Source organism: Mycobacteriales bacterium (genome assembly GCA_035690485.1).
Lineage (GTDB): Bacteria > Actinomycetota > Actinomycetes > JAFAQI01 > DASSKL01 > DASSKL01.
In genome coordinates, this window is record DASSKL010000043.1 from 75291 (window position 1) to 92255 (window position 16965).

The following is a 16965-nucleotide window of genomic DNA, read 5'->3' on the forward strand; positions in this document are numbered from 1 at the left end:
TCTACCGCCCCGCAACTTCCGGAGTTCCCGCATGCCCGCAGACCTGCCGTCGGTCGCCGTGATCCGGCGCGGCTTCGGCGTGCTCCGGATGGGCGCGCGGGAGCAGTGGCGGGTCTTCACGATCGCCGTGGTCGGCAGCGCGCTCTACGGCACGATGACCGTCGGGTCCGCCTACGTCATCGGTGACGTCGTCGGCCGGGTCGTGCTGCCGGCGGTGCGGTCCGGGCACACGACCGGCGGCGCGCTCGCCGCCGCCGCGGCCGCGATCGCCGGGGTCGCCCTGCTCAAGGCGACCGGCATCACGTTCCGGCGCATCTTCGCCGGCGTCACGCAGTACCGCCTGCAGGCGACCTACCGGCGGCGGGTGACTCGGCAGTACCTCCGGCTGCCCATCGCCTGGCACCAGGGCCACCCGACCGGCGAGCTGCTAAGCAACGCCAACTCCGACGTCGAGTCGATGTGGTACCCGATGGCGCCGCTGCCGTTCGCCTGCGGGGTCACCTTCATGATCGCGATCACCAGCGCGGCACTGCTGCTCACCGACCCGGTGCTCGCCGTGGTCGGCTTCGTCGTCTTCCCGCTCGTCGGCATCGGCTCGTTCGTCATGTCGCGGCGCATGAGCGACCGCGTCGCCGCCGCGCAGCAGCTGCGCGGCGACGCGAGCGGGGTGGCCCACGAGTCGTTCGACGGCGCACTGGTCGTCAAGGCGCTCGGCCGCGAGGCGGAGGAGACCGAGCGGTTCGCCCGCAAGGCCGAGGATCTCCGCGACGCGCTCATCGGCGTCGGCCGGGTGCAGGGCGCGTTCGAGGCGTTCGTCCAGGCCGTGCCCAACCTCGGCATCGTCGTCGTCCTCTGGGTCGGCTCCATGCGCATCGCGTCGGGCGCCATCGACGCCGGCACGCTGGTGCGGGTCGCCTACCTGTTCAGCATCCTGGCGATGCCGCTCGACGCGATCGGCTACGTGCTCGGCCAGCTGCCGCGTGCCGTCGTCGGGTGGGACCGCGTGCGCCGGGTGCTCTCCGCTGACGGCCGGCTGCCGCACGGCAGCCACCGGCACGGCGGGGCGGCCGAACCGGCGCAGATCGCCCTGCAGCAGGTGCGCTTCTCCTACGGCGTGGGAGACGTGCTGCGCGACGTGACGTTCGACGTGCCGAGCGGCCGCACCGTCGCGGTCGTCGGCGTCACCGGCGCCGGCAAGTCGACGCTCGTCAACCTCGTCGTACGCCTGGTCGACCCGGCCGACGGCGAGGTCACCCTCGACGCCGCGGACCTGCGCGACCTGGCCGCGGGTGAGCTGTCCCGCCACGTCGCGGTCGTGCCGCAGCAGACGTTCCTCTTCGACGACACCGTGCGCGGCAACGTCACGCTCGGCGCCGACCTGCCCGACGAGGAGGTCTGGTCGGCCCTGGGCCTCGCCCAGGCCGACCGGTTCGTCCGCGCCCTGCCCGCCGGCCTCGACACCCCGGTCGGGGAGCGGGGCACGTCGCTGTCCGGCGGCCAGCGCCAGCGCATCGCGCTGGCCCGCGCGCTGGTGCGCCGGCCGCGGCTGCTCGTGCTCGACGACGCCACCAGCAGCGTCGATCCGGCCGTCGAGGCCGCCATCCTGCGCGGCCTGCGCGACAAGTCGCTCGGCTGCACGGTGCTCGTCGTCGCCTACCGCCGGGCGACGATCGCCCTCGCCGACGAGGTCGTCCTGCTCGAGGCCGGCGAGGTGCTGGCCCGAGGCACGCACGCCGAGCTGGTCGGCCGCGTCCCGGCCTACCGGCGCATCGTGCAGGCCTACGCCGACGCCGAGGCCGAGCGGCGCCGCGAGCAGGCCGAGGTCGTCGCGTGAGCAGCGCGACTGTCGACGAGCTGCGCGGCAGCACGACCTACGAGCCGGCCTCCACGTGGGGCACGTTCGTCCGCGGCGTGCAGCTGTCGCCGGAGCTGCGCACCGGGTTGCCCGGGACCCTCGGCCTGGCGCTGGTCGCGACAGCGGGCCAGGTGGTCATCCCGGTGATGGTGCAGCAGGTCATCGACCGCGGGCTCAAGACACCCGGCCACCCCGACCTCGCCCTCGTGCGCTGGGCCTCGCTGATCGCCGCCGTCGCACTCGTCGTCACCGCCTTCGCGGCGTACGTCATGAACGTCCGGTTGTTCACCGTCGCCGAGACCGCGCTCGCCCGGCTGCGGGTCCGCGCATTCCGGCACGTGCACGACCTCTCGGTGCTGCACCAGGCGGCGGAGCAACGCGGCGCGCTGGTGAGCCGGGTAACCAGCGATGTCGACCAGATCAGCCAGTTCGTGCAGTGGGGCGGGCTGCGGATGATGGTCGCCGCCGTGCAGCTGGTGCTCGCGACCGGGCTGATGCTCTTCTACTCCTGGCCGCTCGCGCTGCTCGTCTACGCCTGCTTCGTCCCGCTGGTCCTTGCCATCCGGGTCGTGCAGCCGCGCCTCGCGACCGCCTACAACGCGGTGCGCGAGCGGGTCGGCGAGATGCTCGGCGCCGTCGGCGAGTCCGTCGTGGGCGCGCAGGTGATCCGGGCCTACGGCGTCGAACGGCGTACGGCGGACCGCATCGACTCCGCGATCGGGCGCTACCAGGGCGCGCAGATCCGGGCGCAGTCGCTCGGCGCCGTGATGTTCTCCTCGGTCGAGCTCGTCGCCGGCATCGCCAACGCCGCGATCGTCGTCGTCGGCGTGCTGCTCGGTGTCGGCGGTCACATCAGCGCCGGCAGGCTGGTGGCCTTCCTGTTCCTGGTCACGCTGTTCGTCAGCCCCGTGCAGGTCGCGACCGAGGTGCTCGACCAGGCGCAGAACGCCATCGCCGGCTGGCGCCGCGTCATCGGCGTGCTCGACACCCCGACCGACGTCGACGACCCCGCGCAGGCGCCGTCCGGCGGCCGGGTGCTGCCCGCCGGGCCGCTCGGGGTGCGCTTCGAGAAGGTGCACTACGCCTACCCCGGCGGGCCCCCGGTGCTCGTCGACGTCGACCTCGAGATCGCCCCGTGCAGCCGGGTCGCGATCGTCGGCGAGACCGGCGGCGGCAAGACGACGTTCGCCAAGTTGCTCACCCGGTTGATGGACCCGAGCCGGGGCCGCGTGCTGGTCGGCGGTGTCCCGCTGGCCGACGTTCGGTTCGACTCGCTGCGGGACCGGGTCGTCATGGTGCCGCAGGACGGTTTCCTGTTCGACACCTCGATCGCCGACAACGTCCGCTACGGCCGGCCCGGACTGACCGACGCCCAGGTGGCCGAGGTCTTCCAGGACCTCGGGCTCGGGGACTGGCTCGACACCATGCCCGACGGCCCGCGCACCCGCGTCGGCGAGCGCGGCGGTTCGCTGTCGGTCGGCGAGCGGCAGCTGGTCGCGGTCGTGCGCGCCTACGTCGCCGATCCCGACGTGCTCGTCCTCGACGAGGCGACCAGCGCGGTCGACCCGGCCACCGAGGTCCGGCTCACCCGCGCGCTCGACCGGCTGCTCGCCGGGCGCACCTCGCTCACGATCGCGCATCGGCTGGCCACCGCGGAAGCCGCCGACGAGGTGATCGTCGTCGACGCCGGCCGCATCGTGCAGCGCGGGCCGCACGCCGCCCTGGTCGGGCAGGACGGCGTCTACGCCGGGCTGCACGCCGCGTGGGCCGCACAGCACCGCTGACCGCTGCACCGTCGAAACGGAGATACTGAAGCCATGTCCGCCCCGGTCCGCCCGTCCAACCTCGACCCTGCGATCGCCGCCCGGCTCAAGCGCGACGAGCACGGCCTGATCGCCGCGGTCGTGCAGCAGTACGACACCGGCGAGGCGCTGATGCTCGCCTGGATGGACGACGAGGCGCTGCACCGCACGCTGACGACCGGCAAGGCGACCTACTGGAGCCGCAGCCGGCAGGAGTACTGGGTCAAGGGCGAGACGTCCGGCAACCTCCAGTGGGTCAAGGGCGTGACCCTCGACTGCGACGGCGACGCGGTCCTCGTCCAGGTCGACCAGATCGGGCCCGCCTGCCACACCGGCGAGCGGATCTGCCTGGCGGCCGGCGGCCGGCTCGACGCGGTCGTCGGCATCCCCGCGCCATGACCACCGGGGCGGTGACGCCTGACCACGCGGCGTTTCTCGACCTGCGCCGCACGCACGCCGTCGTCCCCGTCACCCGGCGGCTGCTCGCCGACGGCGAGACCCCGGTCGGCGCCTACCGCAAGCTCGCCGCCGGGCGGCCCGGCACCTTCCTGCTCGAGTCCGCGGAGCACGGCGGGGTCTGGTCGCGCTACTCGTTCGTCGGGGTGCGCTGCCCGGCGACGCTGACCGCACGGGACGGCCGCACCGTCTGGCTGGGCGAGCCGCCGCCCGGCCTGCCCTACGACGACGACCCGCTGCGGGCGCTGCGCGCGGTGGTCGAGGCGCTGCGCTCGCCGCGGCTGCCCGACCTGCCGCCGCTCACCGGCGGGCTGGTCGGCTTCGTCGGCTACGACGCCGTACGCCGGTTCGAGCGGCTGCCCGCAACGGCCGAGGACGACCTGCACCTGCCCGAGCTGGCGATGATGCTCGCCACCGACCTCGCGGTTCTCGACCACGCCGACGGTTCGGTGCTGCTGATCGCCAACGTCTTCGCCGCCGACGAACCCGACGCGGCCTACGCCGACGCGGTCACCCGCCTCGACGTGATGACCGCCGACCTGGCCAAGCCCGCCGATCCCAGTGTCGCCACCCTGCAACGCCCGCGGCGCGAGGTCGACCCGGCCCGCACGCCGCCCGGGGGTTATCAGGCCGCGGTCGAGCGGGCCAAGCACTACATCCGCGCCGGCGACATCTTCCAGGTCGTGCCGAGCCAGCGGTTCGAGGTGCGTACCGGGGCCGACCCGCTCGACGTCTACCGGGTGCTGCGCTCGGCCAACCCGAGCCCCTACATGTACCTGCTGCGGCTGCCCGACGGCATCGACGTCGTCGGCTCCTCGCCGGAGGCGCACGTGAAGGTCACCGGCCGCCGGGCGCTGCTGCACCCGATCGCCGGCACCCGCCCCCGCGGCGCCACCCCCGAGGACGACGCACGGCTGGCCGCCGAGCTGCTCGACGACGAGAAGGAGCGTGCCGAGCACGTCATGCTCGTCGATCTCGGGCGCAACGACCTCGGCCGGGTCTGCGAGCCGGGCAGCGTCGACGTCGTGGAGTTCATGCAGATCGAGCGCTACTCCCACGTCATGCACATCGTCTCGACCGTCGTCGGCCGTCTCGCCGAGGGCCGGACCGCCTACGACGCCCTCGCGGCCACGCTCCCCGCCGGCACCCTGTCCGGCGCCCCGAAGGTCCGGGCGATGGAGATCATCGAGGAGCTCGAGCCGGTGCGCCGCGGCCTCTACGGCGGGACGGTCGGCTACCTCGACTTCGCCGGCGACCTCGACATGGCCATCGCGATCCGCACCGCGCTGATGCGTGACGGCGTCGCCTACGTGCAGGCCGGCGGCGGCATCGTCGCCGACTCCGACCCCGAGGCGGAGGACCAGGAGAGCCGCAACAAGGCGGCCACCGTGCTCTCGGCGATCGCAGCCGCCGAGACGCTCACCCCGGCCCAGTGACCGGCCGCCGCGAGCTCGTCGCGGTCGTCCTCGGCTGCCTCGCGGGGGCGGCGCTGCTGCTCATCGCGGGCGGGCGCACGTGGGCGACGGTGGTGCGCCCCGCGCCCTTCCACGGCACGGTCGCGGTCACCGGGCACCAGCTCACCGCGGTGACCACCGCGGTCGGGCTGCTCGGCCTGGCCGCCGTCGCCGGCGTCCTGGCGACCCGCTCCTGGGGCCGGCGAGCCGCCGGGCTTGCGCTCGTCGTCGCCGGCCTGGCGGCGGCCGTGGTCAGCGCCACCGCCGGCGACGCCGCCGGTGCCCGTACGGCCGCCGATCTCACCGGCGCTCGGGTGCCCGTCTCGTTCACGGGCTGGCGGTGGGCCGCCGTCGCCGGCGCGGCTCTTCTCGTGCTCGCCGGCGCGGCCGTCGTCGCCCGCGGCCGGCGCTGGCCGGGCATGGGCGCCCGCTACGAAGCGCCGGGGGAGCCGGCCGCGGCTCCTGCTGCCCAGGCAGTCGATCCCGACGTGTCGGCGTGGGAGGCCCTCGACCGCGGCGAGGACCCGACGGTCGGGCATGACCGGCAGTAACCCGCGCCCGCGCGCTGGCTACCCTGACCCAGTGACGGTGCTCGACGACATTTTGGCCGGAGTGCGGGAGGACCTCGCCGAGCGCGAGCAGTCGGTGTCGTTCGAGGCGGTCAAGGAGCGCGCCGGCCGCCAGCCGTCGGCGCTCGACGCGGCGCCGATCCTCTGCCAGTCCGGCCGCGTCGCGGTCATCGCGGAGGTCAAGCGGCGCAGCCCCTCGGCGGGCGACCTCGCCCCGATCGCGGATCCCGCCGGCCTGGCGGGCGACTACGAGTCGGGCGGCGCGCACGCGATCAGCGTGCTGACCGAGCGCCGGCGTTTCGGCGGCTCGCTCGAGGACCTGGACGCCGTGCGGGCCGCGGTCGACGTCCCCGTGCTGCGCAAGGACTTCGTGGTCACCCCCTACCAGGTGTGGGAGGCCCGGGCCCACGGCGCCGACCTCGTGCTGCTGATCGTCGCGGCCCTCGAGCAGAACGTCCTCGTCGGCCTGCTCGACCGGGTCGAGAGCCTCGGCATGACCGCCTTGGTCGAGGTGCACGACGAGGAGGAGCTGGCGCGGGCTCTCGACGGCGGCGCGAAGGTCGTCGGCGTCAACGCGCGCAACCTGCGCACCCTCGAGGTCGACCGTACGACGTTCGCCCGGCTCGCCCCGCGAATCCCGAACGACGTGGTCAAGGTCGCCGAGTCCGGCGTACGCGGCCCGCACGATCTCCTCGCCTACGCGGCCGCCGGCGCCGACGCCGTCCTGGTCGGCGAGGGCCTCGTGACCGGTCGCGACCCGCGGCAGGCCGTGGCCGACCTCGTCGCCGCCGGGGCGCACCCGTCCGCGCGGCACGTCTCGCGATGACCCACGCCGCACTGCCGGACGCCGCCGGGCACTTCGGCCCGTTCGGCGGGCGGTTCGTGCCCGAGGCCCTGGTCGCGGCGCTGGACGAGCTGACGGCGGCGTTCGAGACCGCCTGGGTCGATGCGGCGTTCCGCGCCGAGCTGGCGCACCTCGAGAAGACCTACACCGGCCGGCCGAGCATCCTCACCGAGGCCGCGCGGCTGTCCGAGCACGCGGGCGGCTCGCGCATCCTGCTCAAGCGCGAGGACCTCAACCACACCGGTTCTCACAAGATCAACAATGTGCTCGGGCAGGCGCTGCTGACCCGCCGCATGGGCAAGACCCGGGTGATCGCGGAGACCGGCGCCGGCCAGCACGGCGTCGCGACGGCCACCGCGTGCGCGCTGCTGGGGCTCGACTGTGTGGTCTACATGGGCGAGGAGGACACCCGGCGGCAGGCGCTCAACGTCGCCCGGATGCGCCTGCTCGGCGCCGAGGTGGTGCCGGTCACCACCGGCAGCCGCACGCTCAAGGACGCCATCAACGAGGCGATGCGCGACTGGGTCACCAACGTCGAGCACACCCACTACCTGCTGGGGACCGTCGCCGGGCCGCACCCGTTCCCGGTGATGGTGCGCGAGTTCCACCGGGTCATCGGCGACGAGGCGCGGGCGCAGGTGCTCGAGCTCGTCGGCCGGCTACCCGACGCGGTGTGCGCCTGCGTCGGCGGCGGGTCCAACGCGATCGGCATCTTCACGGCGTTCCTCGACGACGCCGACGTGGCGCTCTACGGCTTCGAGGCCGGCGGCGACGGCGTGAGCACCGGCCGGCACGCGGCGTCCATCACCGGCGGCGCATCCGGGGTGCTGCACGGCGCCCGGACCTACGTGCTGCAGGACGAGGACGGGCAGACCATCGAGTCGCACTCGATCTCCGCCGGGCTCGACTACCCGGCCGTCGGGCCCGAGCACGCCTGGTTGCACGACACCGGCCGGGCGACCTACCGGCCGGTCGACGACGCCGCCGCGATGGCCGCCTTTTCCTTGCTCTGCCGCACCGAGGGGATCATCCCGGCCATCGAGAGCGCCCACGCGGTCGCCGGGGCGCTCGACGTCGGCCGCGCGCTCGGCCCCGAGGGCGTGGTGCTGGTCAACCTGTCCGGTCGCGGAGACAAGGACGTCGACACCGCGGCGCGTTGGTTCGGCCTGGTCACCGGCGGAGAGGTCGCCGAGGCCGCGCTCGAACGCAGCGCCGACGACGCAGGGGAGGGCTGGTGACGACCCCGCGCCCCTCGCCGAGCTCGCGGTCCCGCAGGGGCCCCGGGTGACTCGCCTCTCCGACGCGTTCGCCCGCGCGCGCCGCGAGGGCCGAGCCGCACTGGTCGGCTACCTGCCGGCCGGCTTCCCGTCCGTCGACGGTGGCATCGCCGCGCTCCGCGCCATGCTCGACGGCGGCGCCGACGTCGTCGAGATCGGGCTGCCCTACTCCGACCCGCTGATCGACGGGCCCACCATCCAGGCCGCCGTCGAGCGCTCGCTGGCCGCGGGCACCCGCATCAAAGACGTGCTGCGCACGGTCGAGGCCGTAGCCGCCGACGGCGCAGCGGCCGTCGTCATGACCTACTGGAACCCGGTCGAGCGCTACGGCGTCGACCGGTTCGCCCGCGACCTGGCCGCCGCCGGCGGGGCCGGGGTGATCACACCCGATCTCATTCCTGAGGAGGCCGGCGACTGGCTGGCCGCGGTCGACGCGCACGGTCTCGACCCCGTCTTCCTCGTCGCGCCCTCGTCGACCGACGAGCGCATCGACCTGGTCGCGCGCACCAACCGGGGCTTCATCTACGCCGCCTCCACGATGGGCGTCACCGGCACCCGCGAAGCGGTCAGCGACCTCGCGCCCAAGCTGGTCGCTCGGGTCAAGGCCGCCACCGACCTGCCGGTCGCGGTCGGTCTCGGCGTGTCCGACGCCGACCAGGCCGCCGAGATCGCGGGCTACGCCGACGGCGTCGTCGTCGGGTCGGCGTTCGTGCGCCGGCTCCTGGACGGCGGTGGGCCCGATGCCGTGCGCGACCTCGCGGGTCGGCTCGCCGAGGGCGTCCGCCGGCCGCGCCGATGACGCGGCCCAGGGCCAGCGCGGTGACGTACGCCGCACCCCGCGCTGACGTACGGTCGTAGCCGTGGTCCTGGCCTACTTCCCGCCACCGCCGACCAACGCGGTCCACGTCGGCCCGCTGACGATCCGCCTCTACGCGGCCTGCATCATCCTCGGCGTCATCGTGGCGGTCTGGCTGACCGAGCGGCGCTGGATCGACCGCGGCGGCCGGCGCGGCACCCCCGCCGACATCGCCGCCTGGGCCGTCCCGGCCGGACTCGTCGGCGCGCGCGTCTACCACGTCATCACCGACCCGGAGCTGTACTTCGGCGCCGGCAAGGACTGGGTCAACATCTTCTACGTCTGGCACGGCGGCCTCGGCATCTGGGGCGCCGTCGCCGGCGGCGCGCTCGGGGCGATCTATGCCTGCCGGCGCTACGGCGTACGGGTCCTGCCGTTCCTCGACGCGGCCGCGCCGGGCGTCGTCATCGCGCAGGCGATCGGCCGGTGGGGCAACTACTTCAACCAGGAGCTGTTCGGCCGGCACACCGACCTGCCGTGGGCGCTGCGGGTGACGCAGCCGGAGGGCTCGAACCCGCCCGGCCTCTACCACCCGACGTTCCTCTACGAGTCGATCTGGGACCTCGGGGTGGCCGGCCTGGTGATCTGGGCCGACCGCAGGTTCCGCCTCGGCTTCGGTCGTGCGTTCGCCCTCTACGTCGCCGCCTACACGGCCGGTCGGGCGTGCATCGAGGCGCTGCGCATCGACCACGCCAACCACTACCTGGGTCTGCGGCTCAACGACTACGTGAGCATCGCGGTGTTCCTCGCCGCCGTGGCCTACCTGGTCCTACGCCGGGGGAGCGGCCGCGAGGAGGTCGTCCAGGAGCCGGTGGCCGACGGGGCGTCGGTCGAGGACACCCCGCAGACCCCGGCCGGCGTGACGTGACCGCGCGACGCCCCCGCGATCCGGCATGACGACGCCTCAGCAGGACCCGTGAGCGACGACCGGCCGGAGATCCACCACACCCACCGCAACGTCAACGGCGGCTGGCTTCGGCCCGCGGTGTTCGGTGCGATGGACGGCCTGGTGTCCAACGGGTCGCTGATCGCCGGTGCGGCGGGCGGATCGGTGGCGCGGGGCACCGTCGCGCTGATCGGTCTGGCCGGGCTGTTCGCCGGCGCGTTCTCGATGGCCGCCGGCGAGTACACCTCGGTCGCGTCGCAGGCGGAGATGATCGAGGCCGAGATCGCGACCGAGCGCCGCGAGCTGGCCCGGCGCCCGCACGCGGAGGAGCACGAGCTCGCGCTGCTCTACCAGTCGCGCGGGCTCACCCCCGACCTGGCCCGCGAGGTCGCGAGGCAGCTGTCCGCCAACCCCGAGCAGGTGTGGCGCATCCACGCCCGCGAGGAGCTCGGGATCGACCCCGACGAGCTGCCCAACCCGCTGGTGGCGGCTGGGTCGTCGTTCGCCGCGTTCGCGGCCGGCGCCCTCCTGCCGCTGCTGCCCTACCTGGTCGGGGGCGCGCACCTGCTCGCGATCGCGTTCGCGGTCAGCGCGGTGGCGCTGTTGGCCCTCGGCGCGACCGTCTCGAGGTTCACCGAGCGCTCGCCGTGGTTCAGCGGTGCGCGCCAGCTGGCCTTCGGGGTGGCTGCCGCCGGCGTCACCTATGCCATCGGCACCCTCGTGGGCACCGGCGTCGGCGGCTGACCGGAGCATCGGCGGCCGGCTCGGGCCGGTTCGGAAAATCCCTGGCCGTCCGGTTGTAGACTGACCCCGTACTTCAGCAGGGCCGACGTCGTCCCTGGCCAGCACGACCAAGCCGAGACGACGGGATCGCCGATGACTGCTGATCTCCCTGCCCCCCAGGGCCTCTACGACGGCGCCCACGAGCACGACGCCTGCGGGGTCGCCTTCGTCGCCGACATGCACGGCCGCGCGTCGCACGACATCGTCGTCAAGGCGCTGACCGCGCTGCGTAACCTCGAGCACCGCGGCGCCCAGGGCGCCGAGCCGGAGACCGGCGACGGGGCCGGGATCCTGCTCCAGGTGCCCGACGCGCTGCTGCGCGCGGTCGTCGACTTCGCGCTGCCGCCGGCGCGCGCCTACGCGGTCGGCACGGCCTTCCTGCCCGCCGACGACGCGCAGGAGCAGGAGGCGATGCGTCGCATCGAGGCGATCGCCGGCGAGGAGGAGCTGCGCGTCCTCGGCTGGCGGCAGCTGCCCACCGACGTCACCGGCGTCGGCGCCACCGCGCAGAAGGTCATGCCGCGGTTCCGGCAGATCTTCGTCGCCGGCAACGCGGGCGAGACCGACCTGGCGCTCGAGCGGCGCGCGTTCTGCCTGCGCAAGCGGGCCGAGCGGGAGACCGGCGTCTACTTCGCCTCGCTGTCCTGCCGCACGCTGGTCTACAAGGGGATGCTCACCACCGACCAGCTCGGCACGTTCTTCCCGGACCTGACCGACGAGCGGCTCTCGAGCGCGATCGGCCTGGTGCACAGCCGCTTCTCGACCAACACGTTCCCGAGCTGGCCGCTGGCCCACCCCTACCGCTACATCGCCCACAACGGCGAGATCAACACGGTCATGGGCAACCGCAACTGGATGCGGGCCCGCGAGGCGCTGCTGCGCAGCGCCGACATCCCCGGCGACCTGTCGCGGCTGTTCCCCGTCGTCACCCCCGGCGCGAGCGACAGCGCCAGCTTCGACGAGGTGCTCGAGCTGCTGCACATGGGCGGGCGCAGCCTGCCGCACGCGGTGCTCATGATGATCCCGGAGGCCTGGGAGAACCACGAGCAGATGGACGCCGCCCGGCGCGCCTTCTACGCCTACCACGCCTGCCTGATGGAGCCGTGGGACGGCCCGGCGTGCGTCGCGTTCACCGACGGCGACGTCATCGGGGCGGTGCTCGACCGCAACGGCCTGCGGCCCTCCCGCTACACGGTCACCGACGACGGGCTCGTCGTGCTCGCGAGCGAGACCGGAGTGCTCGACATCGACCCGGCGAGCATCGTGCACCGCGGCCGCCTGCAGCCCGGGCGCATCTTCCTCGTCGACACCGGCCAGGGCCGGATCATCCCGGACGACGAGGTCAAGGCGAGCCTGGCCGCGGAGAACCCCTACGAGGACTGGCTGCACGCCGGGCTGCTGCACCTCGACGACCTGCCCAAGCGCGAGCACGTCGTCTACGGGCACGAGTCGGTGCTGCGCCGCCAGCAGACGTTCGGCTACACCGAGGAGGAGCTGCGCATCCTGCTCACGCCGATGGCGCGCAACGGCGCCGAGCCGATCGGGTCGATGGGCACCGACACGCCGGTCGCGGTCCTGTCGCAGCGGCCCCGGCTGCTGTTCGACTACTTCGCCCAGCTGTTCGCGCAGGTGACGAACCCGCCGCTCGACGCGATCCGCGAGGAGCTGGTCACGTCGCTGCAGACGACGATCGGGCCCGAAGGCAACCTGCTCAACCCGACCCCGGCCAGCTGCCGGCAGATCGTGCTGCCGTTCCCGGTCATCGACAACGACGACCTCGCCAAGATCATCCACATCAACGACGACGGCGACCTGCCGGGCCTGCGCAGTGTCGTGGTCAAGGGCCTGTTCGAGGTCGCCCGCGGTGGCGACGGGCTGCGCGAGGCCCTGGAGACCGTGCGCGCGCAGGTCAGCGCCGCGATCGACAACGGCGCCCGGTTGATCGTGCTGTCCGACCGCGACTCCGACGCGGCGTGGGCGCCGATCCCGTCGCTGCTGCTGACCAGCGCGGTCCACCACCACCTGATCCGGGAGAAGACCCGCACCAAGGTCGGCCTCATCGTGGAGGCCGGTGACGTGCGTGAGGTCCACCACGTCGCGCTGCTGGTTGGCTACGGCGCGGCCGCGGTCAACCCCTACCTGGCGATGGAGACCGTCGAGGACATGGTCGCCGCCGGCGTCTTCCCCGGTCTCGCGGCCGACACCGCGGTGCACCACCTCATCAAGGCGCTCGGCAAGGGCGTGCTCAAGGTCATGTCGAAGATGGGCGTCTCGACGGTGGCGTCCTACACCGGCGCGCAGATCTTCGAGGCGCTCGGCCTGTCGCAGGAGCTGGTCGACGAGTACTTCACCGGCACCACCAGCCGGCTCGGCGGGGTCGGGCTCGACGTCATCGCGGCCGAGGTCGCCGAGCGGCACAAGCTCGCCTACCCGCCGATCCCCGCCGCGCACCGGCGGCTGTGGGTGGGCGGGGAGTACCAGTGGCGGCGCGAGGGCGAGCTGCACCTGTTCAACCCGCACACGGTGTTCAAGCTCCAGCACGCGAGCCGCGCCCGCCGCTACGACGTCTTCAAGGAGTACACCAGGGCCGTCGACGACCAGTCCGAGCGGCTGATGACGCTGCGCGGCCTGTTCAAGCTGCGCACCGGTGCCCGCCCGGCCGTGCCGATCGACGAGGTCGAGCCGGTCAGCGCGATCGTCCGGCGGTTCGCGACCGGCGCGATGTCCTACGGCTCGATCAGCGCCGAGGCGCACGAGACCCTCGCCGTCGCGATGAACCGCATCGGCGGCAAGTCCAACACCGGCGAGGGCGGCGAGGACCCCGAGCGGTTGTACGACGACCGGCGCAGCGCGATCAAGCAGGTCGCGTCGGGCCGGTTCGGCGTCACCAGCGAGTACCTCACCAACGCCGACGACATCCAGATCAAGATGGCCCAGGGCGCGAAGCCCGGCGAGGGTGGCCAGCTGCCCGGCCACAAGGTCTACCCGTGGATCGCGAAGACGCGGCACTCCACGCCCGGCGTCGGGCTGATCTCACCGCCGCCGCACCACGACATCTACTCGATCGAGGACCTCGCCCAGCTCATCCACGACCTGAAGAACGCCAACCCGTCGGCGCGCATCCACGTGAAGCTCGTCGCCGAGGTCGGGGTCGGCACGGTGGCGGCCGGAGTCAGCAAGGCGCACTCCGACGTCGTGCTGATCTCCGGGCACGACGGCGGCACCGGCGCCTCGCCGCTGACGTCGCTGAAGCACGCCGGCGGGCCGTGGGAGCTGGGGCTGGCCGAGACGCAGCAGACGCTGCTGCTCAACGGGTTGCGCGACCGGATCGTCGTGCAGGTCGACGGGCAGATGAAGACCGGCCGCGACGTCGTCATCGCCGCGCTGCTCGGCGCCGAGGAGTTCGGTTTCGCGACCGCGCCGCTCGTCGTGTCGGGCTGCATCATGATGCGGGTCTGCCACCTCGACACCTGCCCCGTGGGCGTCGCGACGCAGAACCCGGAGCTGCGCAAGCGGTTCACCGGCCGGCCGGAGTTCGTCGTCAACTTCTTCGAGTTCCTGGCGGAGGAGGTGCGCGAGCTGCTCGCCGAGCTCGGCTTCCGCAGCCTCGAGGAGGCGATCGGCCACGTCGAGCTGATCGACACCAGCGCGGCGGTCGCGCACTGGAAGGCCGCGGGGCTCGACCTCTCGCCGATCCTGCACGTGCCCGACGTCCCCGGTCCGCGGCACTGCGTCACGACCCAGGACCATGGCCTCGACAAGGCGCTCGACAACACGCTGATCCAGCTGTGCGAGGGCGCACTCGCCGACGGGTCCCCGGTGACGCTGGAGCTGCCGATCCGCAACGTCAACCGGACGGTTGGCACCATGCTCGGCCACGAGGTGACCAAGCGGTTCCGCGGCGCCGGGCTGCCCGACGACACGATCCGCATCACGTTCACCGGGTCGGCCGGGCAGTCGTTCGGGGCGTTCCTGCCGCCCGGCATCACGATGCGGCTGTACGGCGACACCAACGACTACCTCGCCAAGGGGCTGTCCGGCGGCCGGATCGTGGTGCGCCCGCCGGTGGAGGCGACGTTCCGCGCCGAGGACAACATCATCGCCGGCAACGTCGTCGGCTACGGCGCGACCAGCGGCGAGCTCTACGTCCGTGGCGTCGTCGGCGAGCGTTTCTGCGTCCGCAACTCGGGCGCGGTCGCCGTTGTCGAGGGCGTTGGCGACCACGCCTGCGAGTACATGACCGGCGGTCACGTCGTGGTGCTCGGGCCGACGGGCCGCAACATCGCCGCGGGCATGTCCGGCGGTACGGCGTACTTCTTCGACCTCGACCCGGCGCGGGTCAACCGCGAGATGGTCGACCTCGACCCGCTCGACGACGACGACCGGGAGTTCCTGCGCGAGGTCGTGGCCCGGCACGGTGCGGAGACCGACTCCGACGTCGCCAAGCGGCTGCTCGCCGACTGGGACACCGCGGTGGAGCGGTTCGCGAAGGTCATGCCCAGGGACTACAAGCGGGTGCTCGCCGCGATGGCGCAGGCCGAGCAGACGGGGGAATCGGTGGACGAGGCGATCATGGCGGCTTCCCATGGCTGATCCGACGGGCTTCCTCAAGACTCCGCGGGAGAACCGGCCGCGGCGCCCGGTCGACGTGCGCATCCGCGACTGGCGCGAGGTCTACGAAGAGATCCAGCACAACCACATCGAGCAGCAGGCCGGCCGCTGCATGGACTGCGGCATCCCGTTCTGCCACCAGGGCTGCCCGCTCGGCAACCTGATCCCCGAGTGGAACGACCTGGTCTGGCGCAAGGACTGGCGCGAGGCGAGCGAGCGGCTGCACGCGACCAACAACTTCCCGGAGTTCACCGGGCGGCTGTGCCCGGCGCCGTGCGAGAGCGCCTGCGTGCTCGGCATCGGGGACGAGCCGGTCACCATCAAGCTGGTCGAGGAGTCGATCGTCGAACGGGCCTGGGACGAGGGTTGGATGACCCCGCAGGTGCCGCCGCAACGCACCGGCCACAAGGTCGCGGTCGTGGGTTCCGGGCCGGCGGGCCTCGCCGCGGCCCAGCAGCTCACCCGGGCCGGTCACGCCGTGACCGTCTTCGAGCGGGCCGACCGCATCGGCGGGCTGCTGCGCTACGGCATCCCCGAGTTCAAGATGGAGAAGCGGGTCATCGACCGGCGGCTGGCGCAGATGGAGGCGGAAGGCACGACGTTCCGGCCCAACGTCAACGTCGGCGTCGACGTGACCGCCGCCGAGCTGCGCGACGGCTTCGACGCGATCGTGCTTGCCGGCGGGGCGACCGTCGGCCGCGACCTGCCGGTGCCGGGCCGCGAGCTCGACGGCATCCACCTGGCCATGGACTACCTGCCGATCGCCAACCGGGTCGCCGCGGGCGACCAGGACGAGCCGGAGATCAGTGCCGCCGGCCGGCACGTCGTCATCATCGGCGGCGGCGACACCGGTGCCGACTGCCTCGGCACGGCGCACCGGCAGGGGGCCGCGTCGGTGACGCAGCTCGAGATCCTGCCCCGGCCGCCGGAGACCCGTGACGCCTCGACCCCCTGGCCGATGTGGCCGCTGATGTTGCGCACCTCCTCGGCGCACGAGGAGGGGGGCGAGCGGCTGTTCTCGGTCAACACCGAGCGGTTCCTCGACGACGGCAACGGCCGGGTGCGCGCGCTGCTGCTGCACGAGGTCCGGATGGTCAACGGCCGCTTCGAGAAGGTCGAGGGCAGCGACATCGAGCTGCCCGCCGACCTGGTTCTCCTCGCCATGGGCTTCACCGGTGCCGAGCGCGGACCGCTGGTCGAGGATCTGGGCGTGTCGTTTGACGCGCGCGGCAACGTCGCCCGCGACGGCAACTGGGCGACCGACGTGCCAGGCGTCTACGTCTGCGGCGACATGGGGCGCGGTCAGTCGCTCATCGTGTGGGCGATCGCCGAGGGGCGGGCGTGCGCGGTGGCGGTGGACCAATCGCTCACCGGGGACTCCCGGCTGCCGGCGCCGGTGCAACCGACCGATCGCCCCATCGCCTGAGCCGTCTTCCTAAGGCGTCGCTGAGCCGGCGCTGAGCCGTCTTCCTGAGGCGTCGCTGAGTCGTCGCTGAGCGGTCTTCCTGAGTCGTCGCTGAGCCCTCTTTCTGAACCGTCTTCCTGAGGCGTCGCTGAGCCGGCGCTGCGTTA

Annotated in this window: 12 protein-coding genes; all 12 read left to right on the top strand. The window is 73.3% G+C overall.

What is annotated here, in order from left to right:
- Positions 1-31: 31 nt before the first annotated feature.
- Entirely contained in the window at positions 32-1834 is a 1803-nt protein-coding gene (locus VFJ21_05740) for an ABC transporter ATP-binding protein (protein ID HET7406626.1), read from the top strand.
- Positions 1831-3639 carry an ABC transporter ATP-binding protein gene (locus tag VFJ21_05745; GenBank protein HET7406627.1) on the top strand — a complete coding sequence of 603 codons (1809 nt, stop codon included), beginning with the start codon at positions 1831-1833 and terminating at the stop codon, positions 3637-3639. The genes VFJ21_05740 and VFJ21_05745 overlap by 4 nt, the downstream gene beginning before the upstream one ends.
- Positions 3640-3672: 33 nt before the next feature.
- On the top strand, positions 3673-4056 hold the full coding sequence (gene hisI, locus VFJ21_05750) for a phosphoribosyl-AMP cyclohydrolase (protein HET7406628.1): 384 nt from the start codon (positions 3673-3675) through the stop codon (positions 4054-4056).
- Positions 4053-5549, top strand: coding sequence for an anthranilate synthase component I (locus VFJ21_05755; protein HET7406629.1), 1497 nt, complete (start codon positions 4053-4055; stop codon positions 5547-5549). Before hisI ends, VFJ21_05755 begins: the two co-directional genes overlap by 4 nt.
- Complete coding sequence (locus tag VFJ21_05760) at positions 5546-6118, top strand: Trp biosynthesis-associated membrane protein (GenBank protein ID HET7406630.1); 573 nt, start codon at positions 5546-5548, stop codon at positions 6116-6118. Before VFJ21_05755 ends, VFJ21_05760 begins: the two co-directional genes overlap by 4 nt.
- 31 nt (positions 6119-6149) lie before the next feature.
- Positions 6150-6962 carry an indole-3-glycerol phosphate synthase TrpC gene (gene trpC, locus VFJ21_05765; GenBank protein HET7406631.1) on the top strand — a complete coding sequence of 271 codons (813 nt, stop codon included), beginning with the start codon at positions 6150-6152 and terminating at the stop codon, positions 6960-6962.
- Positions 6959-8218: a tryptophan synthase subunit beta gene (gene trpB, locus VFJ21_05770; protein HET7406632.1), complete on the top strand. Its 1260-nt coding sequence runs from the start codon at positions 6959-6961 to the stop codon at positions 8216-8218. The genes trpC and trpB overlap by 4 nt, the downstream gene beginning before the upstream one ends.
- 46 nt (positions 8219-8264) lie before the next feature.
- Complete coding sequence (gene trpA, locus VFJ21_05775) at positions 8265-9056, top strand: tryptophan synthase subunit alpha (protein ID HET7406633.1); 792 nt, start codon at positions 8265-8267, stop codon at positions 9054-9056.
- Between the two features lie 61 nt (positions 9057-9117).
- On the top strand, positions 9118-9981 hold the full coding sequence (gene lgt, locus VFJ21_05780; GenBank protein ID HET7406634.1) for a prolipoprotein diacylglyceryl transferase: 864 nt from the start codon (positions 9118-9120) through the stop codon (positions 9979-9981).
- 48 nt (positions 9982-10029) lie between these two features.
- Positions 10030-10743 carry a VIT1/CCC1 transporter family protein gene (locus VFJ21_05785; GenBank protein ID HET7406635.1) on the top strand — a complete coding sequence of 238 codons (714 nt, stop codon included), beginning with the start codon at positions 10030-10032 and terminating at the stop codon, positions 10741-10743.
- 132 nt (positions 10744-10875) lie between these two features.
- On the top strand, positions 10876-15375 hold the full coding sequence (gltB, locus tag VFJ21_05790; protein HET7406636.1) for a glutamate synthase large subunit: 4500 nt from the start codon (positions 10876-10878) through the stop codon (positions 15373-15375).
- The gene (locus tag VFJ21_05795; protein HET7406637.1) at positions 15368-16819 is read left to right on the top strand and encodes a glutamate synthase subunit beta; all 1452 of its coding nucleotides are present in this window, start codon (positions 15368-15370) and stop codon (positions 16817-16819) included. Before gltB ends, VFJ21_05795 begins: the two co-directional genes overlap by 8 nt.
- Positions 16820-16965: the final 146 nt, after the last annotated feature.